Genomic DNA, 17,136 nt, shown 5'->3' on the forward strand with positions numbered 1-17,136 from the left:
GGCGCTGGGTGGTCGCCTATGCGCCGCAGCGCGAGGCCGGCCTGCCGGATGACCTGGTGGCGGCGCTCGCTGAAAATGCCGCCGCTAGCGCTGCCTTCGAAAAGCTCGACAAGACCGGCCAGTATGCGGTCGTACTGCCGCTCCTCAAAGCTACGACCCCAAAAATCCGCGCCGCGCGGCTCGAAAAGGCGGTCGCGAAGCTGGAAAAACTTGAATAGGCGGCACAGCGGCGATTCAAAAAAGAACCTATCACCTTGTCTAGGAAATGAGGCCTCTTGGTCCACTTTGGGGTCGGAAAGTCCGCTACTAGCATACGCGGCGTTCATCCAATGCCTCAAAAGGCTTGGCCACATACAGAAGATCACAGCGGCTCGGCGAAAAGCGTGGAAGTCCATCAGAACCTACCGTTCGCATCAGAATTTATCATCGCTGTATATTTTAGGGGTATCGCTGGCGATAGATCTAAGGTGACACTGCGACGCCATAGATTGATAAACAGTGCAATTTATGCCAGTAATACATTATGGCTATATCACGAGGTGAAAAACTAAGGGCGCTTTTGGATGCGTGGGTCCCCGGAATGGTGGCGACCAGCGCCTGGCTCAAAGGCATGGGCGTATCGCCTCAACACGCCCAACAGTACGTCTCCAGCCATTGGCTCGAACCGGTGGCAATGGGCGTGTTCCGGCGGCCCAGCGAGACCCCGACCTGGGAAGGTGCCCTCTACAGTCTGCAAACCCAGCTCGATCTGCAGGTCCATGTCGGCGCCCTGAGCGCACTCGCATCGGAGGGGGCGGCCCATTACATGCGGCTGGGTCGCGAAACCGTCTTCCTTTTTTCCAAGACGGGGGGCGTTCTGCCCGGCTGGTTCAAGACCCATGATTGGGGTGTCGATCTTCGGCATACACAAACACAATTCCTGCCCGCCCATCTCGGCGTCCGGGACACCGAGATGGGCGGGTTCAGGCTGAAAGCCTCGACAGCCGAGCGCGCCATTCTCGAATGTCTGCACCTGGCACCGAAGACGGTCGATCTGATGGAGACCTTTGAGGTGCTGGAGGGCCTTCGAACGTTGCGCCCCGCTCTGATGCAGTTGCTGCTGGAAGCCTGCGCCTCCATCAAGGTCAAACGTCTTTTCCTCTTCATGGCGGACAAGGCTTCCCTGCCGGTTCTCTCTCATCTGCACACCAACGCGCTTGACTTGGGGACCGGAGACCGAGCGATGGTGAAGGGCGGCGTCTATATCGCCAAACATCGCCTGATCGTGCCCAAGGAACTGGCCGTCCATGAATGAGGCATACAGACACCAAGTGCGGTTGCTGCTGGATGTCCTTCCCCTCGTTGCCGAGGAGAAGGTGTTCGCTCTCAAAGGCGGAACGGCGATCAATCTCTTCGAGCGTGATCTTCCCAGGCTCTCCGTCGACATTGACCTCACCTATTTGCCATTCGACGCACGAGATGCCGCCTTGGCCGCGATCTCCGAAGCGCTGCAGCGGATCAGGGCCCGCATCGAGAAGACCGTCGCCAAGACCCGGGTCACGCTCGTCGTCCAGCCAGGCGGCCTCGAAGCCAAGCTGCACTGCCAGCGTGGCCGCGTTCAGATCAAGATCGAAGTCAATCCAACGCTTCGCGGTCATCTCATGCCGACGCGGCTCATGTCCTGTACGGCCCGCGTGCAGGACGAGTTTGAAATGTTCGTGGAGGCCCCCGTCGTTTCCCACGGCGAACTGTTCGGCGGGAAGATCTGCGCCGCGCTCGACCGCCAGCATCCTCGCGACCTGTTCGATGTGTACCTGCTTCTCGACGCCGAAGGTATCACCGACGAGGTCAGGTTCGGCTTTCTCGCCGCCCTGATCGGCCATGGGCGTCCGATCAACGAACTGCTCAAACCCAGACCCAAGGATCGTCGGGAGGCCTTCACGGGCCAGTTCGCCGGCATGGCCTTCACCGATTTTAGCTACGACGATCATGAGGCGACGCTCGCGCGCCTCACGGACGCGATCGCTGCGGCGCTGACTCCCGACGACAAGGCTTTCCTTCTCGGCTTCAAGGACGCCGAGCCGGACTGGTCGCTATTCCCCCTCGCCGAGGCCGTCGATCTCCCTGCGGTCCAATGGAAGCTGGACAATCTGGCGACACTGAAATCCGACAATCCCGCCAAACACATGCAAAGCCTCCAAGCGCTCAAGGCCAAACTTGATTAGCCTGACGCATCGATCGCTGCGCAGCTATCGGACCCCATCACTCCCTCGCGAGAGCAAGACGCACACCAATGCGAGCGCCGAGCTGCCCACCCGTCATCCCAAGAGCGTTGCGTATCGCTCGCACCCATCCTTTCGGTGGTGCCTTGAATCGGTCAATCGGTTGGAGCGCCCGAAGCCTTTCATGAAGCGCAGACGCCCTCTTTTTCGACCATCGTTTTTCATCCCTGTCTCTCAGACCATAGGCTGATCTCAGTGAGACAATTATCAGGATACAGGCTGATTCTCCAACTCACTAATCAACCTGTAGGCACTGACTCAGCAACGCAAACTCAACTTATAGCGAAGACCAGAAAAGTACCTTCGCCCGTTTCAGCAGAAGCCGTTGAGCTTGAGGATCTTGTGAGCTTTTTGGCCGCCCCGAGCGTGTCTAAATTTAGGCCCAAGAGCGTCTAGAACAGTGGCGCTACTTCTCGTACCCGGTCGCCCGTGCGAAACGCACACCTACGCCGCCCCCATTCTCCGGAATGAATTCAATTCCAGCGCCTTCCAGAACGCTTTTGATTTTATGAAGTGTGGCGGCGCGTAACTCTTCGCCCCTTTCGAGACGAGTGATGGTCTGCGTTGAAACTTTCGCTGCGTTCGCCAAATCCAGCACTCCCCAATCAAGTGCGACGCGGGCCAACTTGCACTGGATTCCCCTCATATCACCATGCCATAGTGATTTTGATTGCGCATAGTCGTTCGAGCCTGTATCTTGTTTCGCAGTAGCGGCTGCATGGATGTTGGTACCACCCCTGCAGCCTAACCAAATCTAGCTGTATGGAGCTTGGATCATGGCTGATTCTGAGAATAGCAGAACTTTGCCTGCAATCACCCGCCGAAAACTATTGTTTGCCGGATGGCTCTCCCCTGTGACCTGCCGGCCGGCGGCCAGGCGTCTGCGTCGCTGTAACAGCCGCGGGTTCGGGGGAGGGAGCCAAGCGGCAGGGCGTGTGGTCGCTCGCACGATTCACCTATCGTTACACACACGCGCTCTGTCGCAGGTGCCGCCATAGAACGGCTCTCCCCTGCTGCCCACGAAGGCAACTGCGTTCGGAACTGCGGCGCCTCAGCGAACCGAGCTTTCCGGACCGCGGGCGATCCTGACGGATCTTGTTATGACCGGAGGTATTTCCATGGCTTGTTTCGGCGATAGGAGCGCCACCCTCGATACAACATGCCGAACGTTCCTGGCCGCGGCTGCTGCGTCGATAGCGGCGACGCCAGCGGTTGGCAAGTCTGCGAGGGGAGGGGATGGGACCGATCACGTCGATCCGGTGGTCTCGCTGTGGAGAGACTGGCTGGCAGCCCACAGATTGTGCAGTGAGGCTTGCCGTCGTCAGCAGAAGCTCGAAACCGAGATGCTTCGTCAGCTTGGCAGCTTCCCACGTGTGAAAATCGGCTTGTCCGAGGGCGACGGTTTCATGTGGGCCTACACCACGGAAGAGATCGATCGCCTTCTCCCGAACCCCGATCAGGCGGAGACACGACGAGCGGCCCGAGCGGAGCTTGCGGCACGCCGTGCCGACTGGAATACGGTTGACGCTTGGATCGGTTACTCCAGCGCCAAGAAGGCGGAGGCGGAAATTGCAGAGGTCGAGGACGCCTTGGCAAAGGAGCTTTGGAACACCTCATCTCGATCCGTCGCCGGCATCGCTGCAAAGCTGCACTGTGTGCTGGAGACAGAGGACCCCGGCTCGGGCCTGGAGGAAGCGCCGTGGCCGGAGCTCAGAACCATTCTTTCTGATCTGATGCAGATTTGCGGGAGCCTGCATCCGGGGTGAGCTGCTGACAAAGGGCGTGAATATTCGTGTCGGGCGAAATGAGAAATTGACCCCCTGGAGGTGCGGACGTCTCTTCGAGGAAGAGGATAAAGAACCCTACCTGCCCGGGTTGACCTGAAACAAGTCAACGGGTTGCCGAAACGCCGGAAATCCCGCGAGTTCATCCAGCATTTCACGACCTATCTAGGCTTCTGAAAGCCTGCGACCTTTCTTCCTGCCGCCGGGCCAGGCCTGCAGAGGTTTCCTTGCGGAAGCGCATCGCGCAAAGCCAGGTTGCCACGGCGCTTTTCCGCCCTGTATCAGCCTTGGCGGTGCGCGTCAGCGGGAGGTGCTGTCGGGCATGAAGCGGCTCGGCGGCGCAGACGAATGATCGCCCCGATGCCGGCCGGTTCCAGGCGCGACCGTCCGCCGGTCACGCCTTGTCGAGCGCGATCGTCAGGTCGGCGATCAGGTCGTCGGGGTGCTCGATGCCGATCGACAGGCGGATGGTCGAATCGAGCACGCCGATCCTCTGGCGCACCTCGGCGGGCACGCCGGAATGGGTCATGGTCGCCGGGTGGCTGGCAAGCGATTCCGTGCCCCCGAGGCTCACCGCCAGCTTGAAGATCTGCAGCGCGTTCAAAAACCGGAACGAGGCCGGCTGGCCGCCCCTGATGTCGAAGGAGAAGGTCGAGCCGCCGCCTGTGCACTGCGCCGCAAACACTTGTCCGACCGGCGATGCCGGGTCGTGATAAGGCAGATAGTGGATGTTCTCGACATTCGGGTGCCCGCGCAGAAAGTCGGCGACCGCCAGCGCGTTGGTATTGGCCTTTTCCATGCGGATCGACAGCGTTTCCAGGCTGCGGCCGAGCATCCAGCAGGAATGCGGATCGAGCTGCGTGCCGATCGCCCCGCGCAGCGCCTTGACCTGCTTCATCACCGCCTTGGAGCCGAGAGCGGCGCCGGCGATCAGGTCCGAATGGCCGCCGACATATTTGGTCAGCGAATAGAGCGAGATATCCGCCCCATGCTCGATCGGCCGCTGGAAGACCGGGCCGAGCAGCGTGTTGTCGCAGGCGATCACCGGGCGGTGCCCCTGTTTTTTGCCGATCGCCTCGGCCACCCGGCGGATCATCGCCACGTCCACCAGGCTGTTGGTCGGGTTCGCCGGCGTCTCGATCAGGATCACCGAAACGCGGCCCTTGCCCATCGCCTCCTCGGCCGCCGCCGTCACCGACTGCTCGTTGACCCCGTCCGCGAACCCGACCGCCGCGACGCCCATGTTGAGGAAGGTTTTCGAAAGCAGGGTTTCGGTGCCGCCATAAAGCGGTTGCGAATGCAGCACGCTGTCGCCCGGCCTGACGAACGCCATCAGCGTCGTGGCGATCGCCGACATGCCGGAGGAAAACAGGACGCAGCTCTCCGCCTGCTCATAGACCGCCAGCCGGTCCTCGACGATCTCGCTGTTGGGATGGTTGAAGCGCGAATAGACCAGCCCCGCCCCGGTGCCCGCCGGCGGCTCGCGGCGGCCGGAGACGAAGTCGAAGAAGTCGCGGCCCTCTTCGGCGGACTTGAACACGAAGGTGGAGGTGAGGAAGACCGGCGGCTTTACCGCACCTTCGGAAAGCTCCGGGTCGTAGCCGTAGTTCAGCATCTGCGTTTCGGGATGGAGCTTATGATTGCCGATATGCGTCTTCGAAGGATGCGGGGCGGGCATGGTCGGTCTCCTGGCGTGAAAAAAAGCGGATGCCATGACCGGAGATAATATCGGAAAAACCGCCGCCAAGGGGCGTTATCTGCGAAAGCCGGATTGCTCAGCGCGCTGCGGGCACAGCCGGAGGCGCGGCGGCTGCCGGCTCTCCCCAGGCCGAGATCGGCTGTCCGCCCCTGGTCGTCACGCGCATGTCGTAGAGCGCAAGCGAGGCCTCAACCTGGCGCATGTCGGAGCAGCGGTTGATGATGCCGCCGATATATTGCACGCAGTCGCTGACATTGCCCTGTACCGAGCCGGTCGCCCAGTCCTTGACGATGCCGTCGGCGCCGACCAGGAAATAGGAAAGCCGGTTGTTCTGCGACACGGTCGAGCGGCCGACCAGCCCACCGAAGCTCGAACCGGACTCGGTGCGCGCGGCAGGCGCGATATGCCGGTAGACCGTCATCCCGTTCTTCAGCGGCGTCGCGCCGATCATCGGCCCGAACGTCGCGTCGGAGCCGGAAAGCCGGGCCAGGGTCGACTGGTTGACATTCGCCACTTCCGCATAGGGACGGCCCATCGCATAGCTCGTGAAGGAGCGGTTGGCGGCATTTTCCGCTTTTTCCGCTACCTGCGAGCACCCCGCCAGAGCCAAGCCGAACGCCATCGAAAGAACTGCCAGCAGACGCATAGATGTCCCCCTGTCACATGTCCCGGGCCCAAGATACGACCGGTTCCCGGTCAATGTGCGAATATGCCGGCGCCCCCGCGACCGGTCGTTAGTCATTATCAGATTTTGCATGTTTTGAAAGCGCCGCGGGCGCGGGCGGCGGACCTGCATTCAGCGCCGGAAACCTCTGGTTTCCGGCCGGCAAAGTCCGGATCTGCCGTTGACCCGCGCGCCTGGAGGAGGCTATCACTGCTCGCGTCAATAAAGGGAGGATGCCCGCGAACCTGTCGGGCATCATGATCAGAATGCCACGCCTTTCCGCCTCCACCGAACTTCCCGCAGATGTCGCAGCACCCGGTTACGACAGAGCCCTTCTGAAGCCCGGCATCCTGCATATCGGCCTCGGCGCGTTCCACCGGGCCCATCAGGCGGTCTATACCGACGCCGCATTGGCCGCCGAGTTCGGTGACTGGGGGATTGTCGGCGTCAGCTTACGTTCGGTCGATATCGTTCGGGATCTGGCGGCACAGGACGGGCTATATTCGGTCGTCGCCAGCAGCGCTGCGGGAGACCGTGCTCAGGTCGTCGGCTCGGTCACCAAGGGCCTTTCCGGCACCGAGGACCAGGCGGAAATCCTGGCGCTGCTGGCCGATCCGGCCATCCGGATCGTCACCATCACCGTCACCGAAAAGGCTTATGGCATCGATCCGGTCTCGGGCGGGCTCGACCGCAACCATCCGTCCGTCAAGGCCGATCTTGCCGATCCGACATCGCCGACCGGCGTGATCGGTTACCTGGTCGAAGGTTTTTCGCGCCGCCACGCCGCCGGCTTGCCGCCCTTCACCGTGCTTTGCTGCGACAACCTGCCGACCAATGGGCGCATCGTCCGCAAACTGGTGATAGAGATGGCGGGTGCCTGCGATCCGGCGCTCGCCAGCTGGATCGCCGGCCATGGCGCCTTTCCGTCCAGCATGGTCGACCGCATCGTGCCGGCCGCGACCGACGTGACCCGTGCCCTTGCGGAAGAGCTGATTGGCGCCGAGGACAGGCTGGCGCTCAGCACCGAACCCTTCATGCAATGGGTGGTCGAAGACCATTTTCTCGCCGGCCGGCCGAAATGGGAAGCCGGCGGCGCGCTTTTCGTCGACGACGTCGAGCCTTATGAAAAGATGAAGCTGCGGCTGCTCAACGGCTCCCATTCGCTGGTCGCCTATCTCGGCCAGCTGAAGGACCTCACCTTCGTCCGCGACGTCATGGCCGTGCCGGAATACCGGGCACTGGTGCGCCGCCACATGGCGGAGGCGGTGAAGACCCTCGATCCGGTGCCGGGCATCGATCTCGACGGCTATATGGACCAACTGATCGAGCGCTTCGAGAACCCGACGATCGCCCACAAGACGCAGCAGATCGCCATGGACGGCACCCAGAAACTGCCGCAGCGCATCTTCGCAGGGGCAGTGGAAGCCTTGGCGAATGGTGGAGATGCGTCGTCTGCAGCTTACGTTGTGGCTCTCTGGATCGCCTATGTTCGCAAGACCGCGGAGATCAACGATCCGCGCGCGAGTGAGCTGAAGGCCGCCGCCGCAGGGATGACGGCGGACGATCCGTCGGCACCGTTCTTCGCAATTGCGGGCCTGTTCCCCCAGGCCCTCACGGAGAATAGCGCATGGCGTGCGCGGGTGAATGCGGAGCTTGAGAAACTCTAGCCTCGAAACGTGTAGTCGGCGATCGATTGCGGTTTCATCTCGATCGAGAAGCCGGGCCGCACCGGCGGCATATAGGCGGCGTTTTCGATGATGCAGGGCTCGACGAAGTGCTCGTGCAGGTGGTCGACATATTCGATCACCCGGCCTTCCTTGGTGCCCGATACGGCGATGTAGTCGATCATCGACAGATGCTGCACATATTCGCAGAGACCGACGCCGCCGGCATGCGGCCAGACGGGAAGACCGTATTTCGCGGCGACCAGCAGCACCGCCAGCACCTCGTTCAGGCCGCCCATGCGGCATGAATCGATCTGAACGATGTCGATCGCGCCTTCGGCGATGAATTGCTTGAACATGATGCGGTTCTGGCACATTTCGCCGGTCGCGACCTTTACGGGACCGATCGCCTCCCGGATTTTTCGGTGGCCGGCAATGTCGTCGGGGCTTGTCGGCTCCTCGATGAAGAAGGGCTTTGCAAAGGCGAGTTTGTTGACCCACTCGATCGCCTGGCCGACTTCCCAGACCTGGTTGGCATCGATCATCAGGTAACGGTCGGGACCGATCACTTCGCGGGCGATGGTCAGGCGCCTGATATCGTCTTCAAGATCGCGGCCGACCTTCATCTTCACATGGTTGAAACCTGCATCGACGGCTTCATGGCACAGCCGGCGCAGCTTCTCTTCCGGATAACCGAGCCAGCCGGCCGAGGTCGTGTAGCAGGCATAACCCTCGCGCTTCAGCACCTCGATGCGCTCAGCCTTGCCCGCTTCGGCGCGTTTGAGGATCGACAGCGCATCCTCGCGCGACAGCACGTCGGTCAGGTAGCGATAATCGACGATATCGGCGATCTCTTCCGCCGACATCTCCGCAACCAGCTGCCAGACCGGCTTGCCCTTCTGCTTGGCGAGCAGATCCCAGAAGGCGTTGACGACCGCGCCGGTGGCGAGGTGGATGGCGCCCTTGTCAGGCCCGATCCAGCGCAGCTGGCTGTCGCTGGTCAGATGCCGCCAGAATTTTCCGGGCGCCTTGGCGAAGGTTTCGAGTTCCTGTCCGACCACCAGGTGCCGCATCGCCTTGATCGCCATGCAGCAGATGTCGTTGCCCCGCCCGATCGTGAAGGTCAGGCCGTGGCCGGCAAGATCTCCGCTATCGGTATCGAGGATGACATAGGCTGCCGAATAATCCGGGTCCGGGTTCATCGCGTCGGAGCCGTCGAGGCTCTGCGATGTGGGGAAACGAAGATCGAAGACGCGGAGATCGGTGATGCGGGTCATGGTTCTCTCGTATTGCCTCAGATGGTCCAGCCGCCGTCGATAGCGTAAGCCTGGCCTGACGTATAGGTAGCGCCGGCGAGATAGAGGGCGAGCTCGGCGATTTCTTCCGGGGTGCCGAGCCGGCCCATCGGCTGGCGGGCGATGAAGGCGGCGCGAGCATCGTCGTAATTGCCCTGGGCCCGCATGCGGTCCTGCAGCGAAGGGCTTTCGACGGTGCCGGGGCAGATGGCGTTGCAGCGGATGCCGTCGGTCACATAATCGGCGGCGACGGATTTGGTGAGCCCGATCACGGCCGCCTTGGTGACGCCATAGGCGAAGCGGTTCGGCACGCCCTTGATGCTGGAAGCGACGGACGACATGTTGATGATCGCGCCATCCTTCTTCGCCAGCATGCCGGGCAGCACGGCCCGGATGGTGCGGATCATCGCCCTGACGTTGAGGTCGAGGGCGAAGTCGAAATCGCTGTCCTTCATATCGAGGATCGAACCCCCATGGACGAAGCCGGCACAGTTGAAGAGGATGTCGACCGTGCCGATGCGCTCGACACAGGCGACGATCGCCGCGTTGTCGAGCACGTCGAGCCTTGCCGTCTTCAGATTGTCGAGTTTCGGCAGCGCGGCCAGCAGGCTTTCGTTGATATCGGTCGCATGGACCGTCGCGCCGGCTTCTGCAAAGGCGAGCGCCGCTGCCCGGCCGATGCCCTGGCCTGCGGCGGTCACGAATGCGGTTTTTCCATCAAGTCTGATCGTCATGTCTTATCCTCGAATTATCCGGCCGGCCGTCAGTCTGATTGAGGAAATCCTCAATCCAGATGAAAGACCTCTTCCATCATCGCCCACCACTCACCTTGCTTGCGGCTATCGAGCGGCTTTTGGCAAGGGATGGTCAGCGACCACCATTCCTGATTCTTAGGGTCGGCGGCTATTTTCGCCATGTCGGCTTCGAAATCGCTGCCATGATATTCCCAGGTTCCGAACAGCAGGTTTTCCGGCTCGCGCAGGAAGATCGTGTAGTTCCTGATGTTGGCACGGCTGATGAGGGCGAGCACTTCCGGCCAGACGTCGGCGTGCAGGCGCTTGTATTCCGCGATCATCTGCGGCTCGATGCCGATCACCATGCCCATTCGCTGCATCATCGCCTCCTCTAGACTTCCACCAGCGCCTTGACGACGCCGGCCGCCGGATCGGTCAGTCCCGGAAAACGTTCCGGTACTTCCGACAGCATCATTCTATGGGTGATCAGGGCCGAGGGGATCTTGCCCTCGCGCATGGCCTGCATCACCCGCTCGAAATCCACGGCCGTCGCATTGCGGCTGCCGAGCAGCGTCGTCTCGCGCTTGTGGAATTCCGGATCGGAGAAGGTGATGTCGCTCGAAACGATCGAGACGAGCACGTAGGTGCCGCCATGGGCGACGAAACCGAAGCCGCGTTCGATGGCTTTCGGATTGCCCGTCGCATCGAAGACGGCGTCGAAGAAATCGCCACCGGTCAGCGCCGAAAGCTGCGCGTGGTCGTCCGGACCGAGTTGAACCGTGGATGTGAGCCCAAGCCGGTCGCGGGCGAAATCCAGCCTGTCCGCACGGCTGTCGAGAAGCGTCACCGCTGCGCCCTCGAGCGTCGCGAAGATTGCGACCGCCAGCCCGATCGGACCGGCGCCGGTGACCAGAACGCTCTGTCCCGGCTCGATCCTGGCGCGGGCAACCGCATGGGCGCCGATCGCCAGGAACTCCACCATCGCCGCCTGATCGAGCGACAGGCCGTCAGCCTTCAGCACGAATTCTTCCGGCAGGCTCAGATATTCGGTCATGCCGCCGTCGCGATGCACGCCGAGGACGCCGAGGTTGCGGCAGCAATTGGTCCGGCCCTTGAGGCAGGCATGGCAATGGCCGCAGGAGATATAGGGCATGATCGAGACGGCATCGCCGACCTCAAGCGCACTGCCGGCCGGTGCTTCCTCGACCGTGCCGGCGAGCTCGTGGCCCATGACACGCGGATAGGAGAGATAGGGCTGATTGCCGGTGAAGATATGCAGGTCGGTACCGCAGACGCCGATGCGCCGCAGTTTCACCAGCACTTCGCCTTCACCGCGAAGAGGCTTGGGACGGTCGATGGCGCTGAGTTTTCCCGGTGCATCGCAGATGATCGTCAACATAATTTTACGCTCCGAGCCGATAGAAACGCTGGGCACTGCCGCCGAAGACCTCGCCATGAGCGTCGGCGGGCACGATATCGAGGCATTGATCCAGCCAGGCTTGGTAATCTCCGGCAAGCCTCAGCACCGGCCAATCGCTGCCCCAGATGACCCGCTCGGGGCCGAACAGGTCGAATATGGTTTCGGCATAAGGCCGCACCGCCTGGGGTTTCTGGTCGCCGGCCTCCGTCAGCAGGCCGGAAAGCTTGCAATGAACGTTCGGCAGTTCGGCGAGCACTTTCATGCGCGCATACCAGTCGATGAAACGGCCCTCCGAAATCGGCGGTTTGGCACCGTGGTCGATGACGATCGGCAGATCGGGGTGTCGCCGGGCGAAGGCAAGCAGCGGTTCGAGATGGCGCGGCAGCACAAGTGCATCGAAGACCAGATGGTGTTCGAGCATGGCTGCCACGGCTGCATCGAGCGCAGGGTTGCCGATCCAGTGGTCGTCGGCGATATCCTGCAGCATCGGCCGCAGCCCTTTGAGCTTCGGATGCCGGGCCAGCCGGGCAATGGCTGCCGGCGCGCCGGGCGCCTTCATATCGGTCCAGCCGACCACGCCGAGGATGAAAGGGGTGCTGTCGGCGAGATCGAGCATGAAGGCGGTGTCCACCTCGCTCTCCATGGTCTGCACCAGCACCGTGCCGTCGATCCCGGCGGCATCGAGAAGCGGGCGCATATCGTCGGGCATGAAATCCCGACGGATCGCCTGCAGTTCGGGCGGCGGCCATTGGCCCACCCGGTCGGCAATTCGCCAGAAATGCTGATGCGCGTCGATCCGCATGGTTTAGCCCCCCTGACCGGGCAGCGGTGCGCCATCGGCGATCAGTCCGCGGGCTTTCAGGCGTGACCAGAAGGAGGCCGGAATTTCTTCTCCGAACCAGTCGACATTCGACTTGATCTGTTCGGCGGTGCGTGCGCCGGAGACAACGGTCACCACGGCCGGATGGGCGAGGGGGAATTGCAATGCTGCCGCCTGCAGGCTGACACCCTCTTCCTCGCAGGCCGCGCGCAACACGTCGACGCGGGCGAGAATATCGGCAGGAGCGTCAGTATAATTGAATTTGCGATTGCCGGCGAGCAGGCCGGAATTAAACGGCCCGGCCACCACGATGCCGACTCCTTGGCTGGCGCAGTCGTCCATGAACGAGAGGCTCTGCTGTTCGAGCAGCGTATAACGGCCGGCGAGCATGGCGACGTCGATATCGAAGACCTGCATCGCGTCGCGGATGATCTCCCATTCGTTGACGCCGAGACCGACCGCCTTGGTAAGCCCTTCCTCGCGCAGCTTCTTCAGCGCGCGAAATCCGCCGCCGGCGGTCAGCTGGTACCAGTAGTGCTGATGCCGGTCGCCATGGGTCATGCTGCCGATATCATGGATGTAGAGAATATCGGGCTTGAGGATGCCGAGCCGCTGCTGGCTTGCCTCGAAGGACCACATGATGCCGTCATAGCTGTAGTCGAAGACCGGCCGGAAGGGCAGCGGCTCGACATACCCATCTTCCTGCGAGCCGACCGTCTCGTCCGGCTGCATGAGCCGGCCGACCTTGGTGCTGAGCACGAAGTCGTCGCGAGGCAGGTCCGTCAGCATGGTGCCCAGCCGCCGTTCCGAGCGCGTGTACCCGTAGAAGGGCGCCGTATCGTAATAGCGGATGCCCGCCTCCCAGGCGGCTCCAAAGGTGCCTGCCGCTTCTTCGTAAGAGGTCTTGTGGTAGAGACTGCCCATCTGAGCACAACCGAGCCCCATCTGGGTCAGTTCGACGGAGGCGTGGGGCAGCTTGCGGCGCTCAGTGACATTCATGAGATCGTCCGAAATCCTTTGGGAATAGGATCACGGACGCGCATCATTCGCGATGCGCGCCCGCTGGGGGTAAGGTTAGTAGAGTACGTTCTTGGCTTCCGGCTTGTCGATATTGTCCTTGGTGACGACGACGACACCGGTATCGACGAACTTTTCGACCTTCTCCTTGTTGATCGACTGGAGCACGGTCTTGACGCCGAGTTCGCCCATCTGGAACGAACCCTGCACCGCGATGGCGGTAAGCGTGCCGTCTTTGACGAACTCTTGCAGGTCCTGGTTTCCGTCAAACCCGATCGCGACCACCTTGCCGGCCTTGCCGGACTGTTTCAGCGCGCGGCCCATGCCGATCGCCGTCGGCTCGTTGGCGCCGAAGATGCCCTTGAGGTCGGAATTGGCGGCAAGCACGTCGGTGGTCTGGTTGAGCGCGGTCGCCATCTGGGACTGCGAGTAGAACGGTCCGACGATGGTCAGCTTCGAGTTCGCCTTGATGTAGTCGGTAAATCCGCCGACGCGGCCGATTTCCGAACCGGCGCCCGCGACGTAGGACATCACGGCGATCTTGCCTTCCTTGCCGACCTTGTCGATCAGCGCCTTGGCGGCAAGCTCGCCGGCCTTCTTGTTGTCGGTGGCGAGGAACGATTGGTAATACTGCTCGGATCCCTTGGCGAGCAGCGAGTCGACGATGACGACCGGGATGCGGGCTTCCCAGGCCTTCTTGACGGCCGGAACCAGTGCGTCTGGATCGGACGGCGCCAGCACGATGCCGGAAACCTTGCGGTTGACGGCGTTCTCGACCATGTTGACCTGGTCGGCGATCGCGGATTCCGCAGCCGGTCCCTGGAAAGTCATGGTGTTGCTGCCCCCGCCGGCCTTCATGGCGGCATCGGCGCCCTTCTGGACATTCTGCCAGAAGGTGGAATTGACGGTTTTCACGATAACGGCGATTTCGCCAGCCTGAGCCGAGAACGCGGTCAGTGCGATCACGGATGTCAGCAGTGCAGCAGCAAGCTTTTTCATGTCTTCCTCCTCTTTTCGTTGGCCTGAATCGGCCGGTTTTTTAGAGAGCTCCTCACTCCCTTGACGTCTCGCGGGTAAAGGTCCGCGTGCCCTTATCTCAGCGGCGGTTGCGCAGCTGGTCGATCCAGACGGTGACCAGGATGACGAGGCCGATGATGATCTGCTGCGTGAAGGCGGAGACGCCGTTCATGTTGAGGCCGTTGCGAAGGATGCCGATCACGAAGGCGCCGATCGCGGTTCCGGAAATGGTGCCGACGCCGCCGATCAGCGAGGTGCCGCCGATGACGGCGCTGGCGATCGCGTCGAGCTCGTACATCACGCCCTCGTTCGGCTGGGCGGTGACGAGGCGCGACATCAGCACGCAGCCGGTCAGGCCGGCGAGCGTGCCGGACAGAACATAGGTGAAGCTGACGATGCGGGTGACGTTGACGCCGGAAAGCCGCGCCGCATCGGCGTTCGAGCCGACCGCATAGATATGCCGGCCAAGCACCGAGCGGTTGAGCATGTAGGAGACGGCGATCGCGATCGCGATCATCAGGATGACCGGATAGGGGATGCCGGGAAAAACGATGGTCGGAAAACCGTCGGCGCCGATGTTGACGACCCGGAAGAGCGAGCCGTTGCCGAGCTCGCCGAAGGATTCGCCAAGCCCCGAGACGGCCCGCGCCCCGGTGATCTGCAGCGCCACGCCGCGGGCGATCATCATCATGCCGAGCGTGGCGATGAACGGCGGCAGCTTCATCTTGGTGACGAGAATGGCGTTGATCAAACCACAGGCCGAGCCGGTGAGAATGCCGCAGATCATGCCGAGCCAGACGGGCGTTCCGAGATCCTTGACCACCAGCGCCGCGACCACTCCGGAAAGCGCCAGCACCGAGCCGACCGACAGGTCGATGCCGCCGGTGATGATGACGCAGGTGGCGCCGATGCCGAGAAAGGCGATCGAGGTCACCTGCAGCGCCACCGTCATGCCGTTGTCGATGGTGAAGAAGGCGCTGCTGGTCGCCGAAAAGACGCCAATCAGCACGAACAGGCTGCCGAGCGCGGCGAATTTCTGGATGATATCCTTCTGGCGGTCGCTGAACGTGCCGCTCTTCTGTTTCGCAACTTCGATAATTTCAGCCATGTTATGCCCTCATCCTGCCGACCGAGCGTAGCCGGAGGCGTATCGCATGATCTCTTCCTGGTCGGTTTTCGCAGTCTCCAGCACGCCGGTGATGCGGCCCTGGTGGAAGACGGCGACGCGGTCGGTCATGCCGAGAATTTCCGGAAGCTCGGAACTGATCAGCACGACGCCGATGCCGTTTGCCGCAAGCTCGTCCATGATCCGGTAGATCGCCAGCTTGGCGCCCACGTCGATACCCCGGGTCGGTTCGTCGAAGAACAGTATTCTCGACTTCCGGAACAGCCACTTGCCGATGATGATCTTCTGCTGGTTGCCGCCCGAAAGCAGCCGCACCGGCTGCTTGATCGAGGGCGTCCGGATGTTCAGGAGATCGATATATTCTTTCGTCGCCCGCGCATGTTTGGCAAAGTCGATCAGCCCGAAACGGTTCGAGACCGCTTCCATGTTGGCGAGCGTCATGTTGGCATCGACCGGCATCTTGACCGCCAGCCCCTGCGCCTTGCGGTCCTCGGACAGATAGGCGATGCCGGCAGCGATCGCATCACGCGGCGAGGCGATGGTGAGCGTATGGCCATGCAGGGTGACCGTGCCGGTATCGAGCGGATCGGCGCCGAAGACGGCGCGCGCCACTTCCGTGCGTCCGGCGCCCATCAGCCCGGCAAAGCCGAGGATTTCGCCGCGGCGCAGCGTGAAGGAAATGTCGCGGAAGACGCCGGCGCGCGAAAGGCCTTGCGCCGAGAAGATGACCTCGTCGCTCGGAACCGACGTCCGCTCCGGAAACTTCTCCTCCAGCGACCGGCCGACCATTTTCGAGACGATCGCATCGATGCTGGTGGCGGCAAAATCGTCGGTGGAGATGTAGCGGCCGTCGCGCAGCACCGTGACGCGGTCGACGATCTCGGACATTTCGTCGAGCCTGTGCGAGATATAGACGATGCCGACGCCCGATGCCTTCAGGTCGCGAATGACCTTGAACAACAGCCTCGTCTCCTGCTCGGTCAGCGAGGAGGTCGGTTCGTCCATGATCAGCACTTCGGCGTCCAGAGACAGCGCCTTGGCGATCTCGACCATCTGGCACTGGGCGACGGACAGGCCCCGCACCGGACGATCCGGATTGATGTCGACCCCGAGCCGGTCGAGGCAGCGCTTGGCATCGGCCCGCAGCTTCTTGCGGTCGACGAGAAAGCTTCCTCCGAGGAAACCGCGGCGCGGCTCGCGGGCAAGATAGATGTTTTCCGCCACCGTCAGGTGCGGCACCAGGTTGAGTTCCTGGTGGATGATGGCGATGCCGGCGGCTTCGGATTCCCGCGTCGAGGAGAAATGCCGTTCCTCGCCCTTGTAGGTGATCGTGCCTGAACTCGGCTGGTAGACGCCGCTGACGATCTTCATCAGCGTCGATTTGCCGGCGCCGTTTTCGCCGCAGACGGCATGAACTTCACCGCGGCGGAGGTCGAAATGGACGTTGGCAAGCGCTTTGACACCCGGAAAGTCCTTGCTGATATTATCGAGGCGGAGCAGAGGCTGGGTCGTTGAAGCCAATGCGGCACGGCCCGGCGACATGGCGGCGCCATGCATAGTCTGCCCAAGCTCGGCCGAACGGTTTTCCAAATTTGCCTCCTCGGGCCGTTCAGGCCCATTCGCCGGCGGCTCCTC

17 protein-coding genes and 1 pseudogene are annotated in these 17,136 nt (G+C 62.2%); 5 read left to right on the forward strand and 13 right to left on the reverse strand.

Annotated elements, in window-relative coordinates; genetic code table 11:
- The 3 genes from MOV63_RS23435 to MOV63_RS23445 all read left to right on the forward strand — a co-directional run.
- A partial coding sequence (locus MOV63_RS23435) for a YdeI/OmpD-associated family protein (RefSeq protein WP_247037356.1) occupies nt 1–218 on the forward strand: 218 nt, incomplete at its 5' end.
- A gap of 305 nt (nt 219–523) precedes the next feature.
- Nucleotides 524–1,294 carry a type IV toxin-antitoxin system AbiEi family antitoxin gene (locus tag MOV63_RS23440; RefSeq protein ID WP_258719284.1) on the forward strand — a complete coding sequence of 257 codons (771 nt, stop codon included), beginning with the start codon at nt 524–526 and terminating at the stop codon, nt 1,292–1,294.
- Nucleotides 1,287–2,204 carry a nucleotidyl transferase AbiEii/AbiGii toxin family protein gene (locus tag MOV63_RS23445; protein WP_040124495.1) on the forward strand — a complete coding sequence of 306 codons (918 nt, stop codon included), beginning with the start codon at nt 1,287–1,289 and terminating at the stop codon, nt 2,202–2,204. The genes MOV63_RS23440 and MOV63_RS23445 overlap by 8 nt, the downstream gene beginning before the upstream one ends.
- 58 nt (nt 2,205–2,262) lie before the next feature.
- On the opposite strand, the pseudogene MOV63_RS23450 reads toward MOV63_RS23445, so the two are convergent.
- A pseudogene (locus tag MOV63_RS23450) lies at nt 2,263–2,426 on the reverse strand (transcriptional regulator); the annotation flags it as partial.
- 241 nt (nt 2,427–2,667) lie between these two features.
- A complete protein-coding gene (locus MOV63_RS23455; protein ID WP_040124497.1) occupies nt 2,668–2,907 on the reverse strand; it encodes a helix-turn-helix transcriptional regulator in 240 nt (79 codons plus the stop codon).
- Nucleotides 2,908–3,379: 472 nt separating this feature from the next.
- On the opposite strand from MOV63_RS23455, the gene MOV63_RS23460 reads away from it, so the two are divergent.
- Nucleotides 3,380–4,027 (forward strand): hypothetical protein, encoded by a 648-nt coding sequence (locus MOV63_RS23460; protein ID WP_247037360.1) that lies wholly within the window; start codon nt 3,380–3,382, stop codon nt 4,025–4,027.
- A gap of 412 nt (nt 4,028–4,439) precedes the next feature.
- Here MOV63_RS23460 and MOV63_RS23465 read toward each other — a convergent pair whose 3' ends face one another.
- Both MOV63_RS23465 and MOV63_RS23470 read right to left on the reverse strand, forming a co-directional pair.
- Nucleotides 4,440–5,723, reverse strand: a complete 1,284-nt coding sequence (locus MOV63_RS23465; protein ID WP_247037362.1) for a cystathionine gamma-synthase family protein — start codon at nt 5,721–5,723, stop codon at nt 4,440–4,442.
- Nucleotides 5,724–5,820: 97 nt separating this feature from the next.
- Nucleotides 5,821–6,390, reverse strand: a complete 570-nt coding sequence (locus MOV63_RS23470; RefSeq protein WP_247037364.1) for a hypothetical protein — start codon at nt 6,388–6,390, stop codon at nt 5,821–5,823.
- Nucleotides 6,391–6,641: 251 nt separating this feature from the next.
- Here MOV63_RS23470 and MOV63_RS23475 point away from each other — a divergent pair, with 251 nt between their 5' ends.
- Nucleotides 6,642–8,075, forward strand: a complete 1,434-nt coding sequence (locus tag MOV63_RS23475) for a mannitol dehydrogenase family protein (RefSeq protein WP_247037366.1) — start codon at nt 6,642–6,644, stop codon at nt 8,073–8,075.
- On the opposite strand, the gene MOV63_RS23480 is transcribed toward MOV63_RS23475, so the two are convergent.
- The 9 genes from MOV63_RS23480 to MOV63_RS23520 all read right to left on the reverse strand — a co-directional run bounded on the left by MOV63_RS23480 (nt 8,072) and on the right by MOV63_RS23520 (nt 17,058).
- Entirely contained in the window at nt 8,072–9,349 is a 1,278-nt protein-coding gene (locus MOV63_RS23480) for an L-fuconate dehydratase (protein ID WP_247037374.1), read from the reverse strand. The genes MOV63_RS23475 and MOV63_RS23480 overlap by 4 nt on opposite strands.
- Before the next feature lie 17 nt (nt 9,350–9,366).
- Nucleotides 9,367–10,101: an SDR family oxidoreductase gene (locus MOV63_RS23485; protein ID WP_247037377.1), complete on the reverse strand. Its 735-nt coding sequence runs from the start codon at nt 10,099–10,101 to the stop codon at nt 9,367–9,369.
- 50 nt (nt 10,102–10,151) lie between these two features.
- The gene (locus MOV63_RS23490; RefSeq protein WP_247037443.1) at nt 10,152–10,481 is read right to left on the reverse strand and encodes an L-rhamnose mutarotase; all 330 of its coding nucleotides are present in this window, start codon (nt 10,479–10,481) and stop codon (nt 10,152–10,154) included.
- An 11-nt stretch (nt 10,482–10,492) separates the two neighbouring features.
- Nucleotides 10,493–11,500 carry a zinc-binding alcohol dehydrogenase family protein gene (locus MOV63_RS23495; protein ID WP_247037379.1) on the reverse strand — a complete coding sequence of 336 codons (1,008 nt, stop codon included), beginning with the start codon at nt 11,498–11,500 and terminating at the stop codon, nt 10,493–10,495.
- A 4-nt stretch (nt 11,501–11,504) separates the two neighbouring features.
- A complete protein-coding gene (locus tag MOV63_RS23500) occupies nt 11,505–12,323 on the reverse strand; it encodes an amidohydrolase (protein WP_247037381.1) in 819 nt (272 codons plus the stop codon).
- A 3-nt stretch (nt 12,324–12,326) separates the two neighbouring features.
- Nucleotides 12,327–13,340, reverse strand: coding sequence for an aldo/keto reductase (locus MOV63_RS23505; RefSeq protein WP_247037383.1), 1,014 nt, complete (start codon nt 13,338–13,340; stop codon nt 12,327–12,329).
- Between the two features lie 75 nt (nt 13,341–13,415).
- Nucleotides 13,416–14,357 carry an ABC transporter substrate-binding protein gene (locus tag MOV63_RS23510; protein WP_040124508.1) on the reverse strand — a complete coding sequence of 314 codons (942 nt, stop codon included), beginning with the start codon at nt 14,355–14,357 and terminating at the stop codon, nt 13,416–13,418.
- Between the two features lie 97 nt (nt 14,358–14,454).
- Nucleotides 14,455–15,483: an ABC transporter permease gene (locus MOV63_RS23515; RefSeq protein WP_040124509.1), complete on the reverse strand. Its 1,029-nt coding sequence runs from the start codon at nt 15,481–15,483 to the stop codon at nt 14,455–14,457.
- Nucleotides 15,484–15,492: 9 nt separating this feature from the next.
- Nucleotides 15,493–17,058: a sugar ABC transporter ATP-binding protein gene (locus MOV63_RS23520; protein WP_405029374.1), complete on the reverse strand. Its 1,566-nt coding sequence runs from the start codon at nt 17,056–17,058 to the stop codon at nt 15,493–15,495.
- Nucleotides 17,059–17,136: the final 78 nt, after the last annotated feature.

Source organism: Neorhizobium sp. SHOUNA12A, from assembly GCF_023006505.1.
Taxonomy (GTDB): domain Bacteria; phylum Pseudomonadota; class Alphaproteobacteria; order Rhizobiales; family Rhizobiaceae; genus Neorhizobium.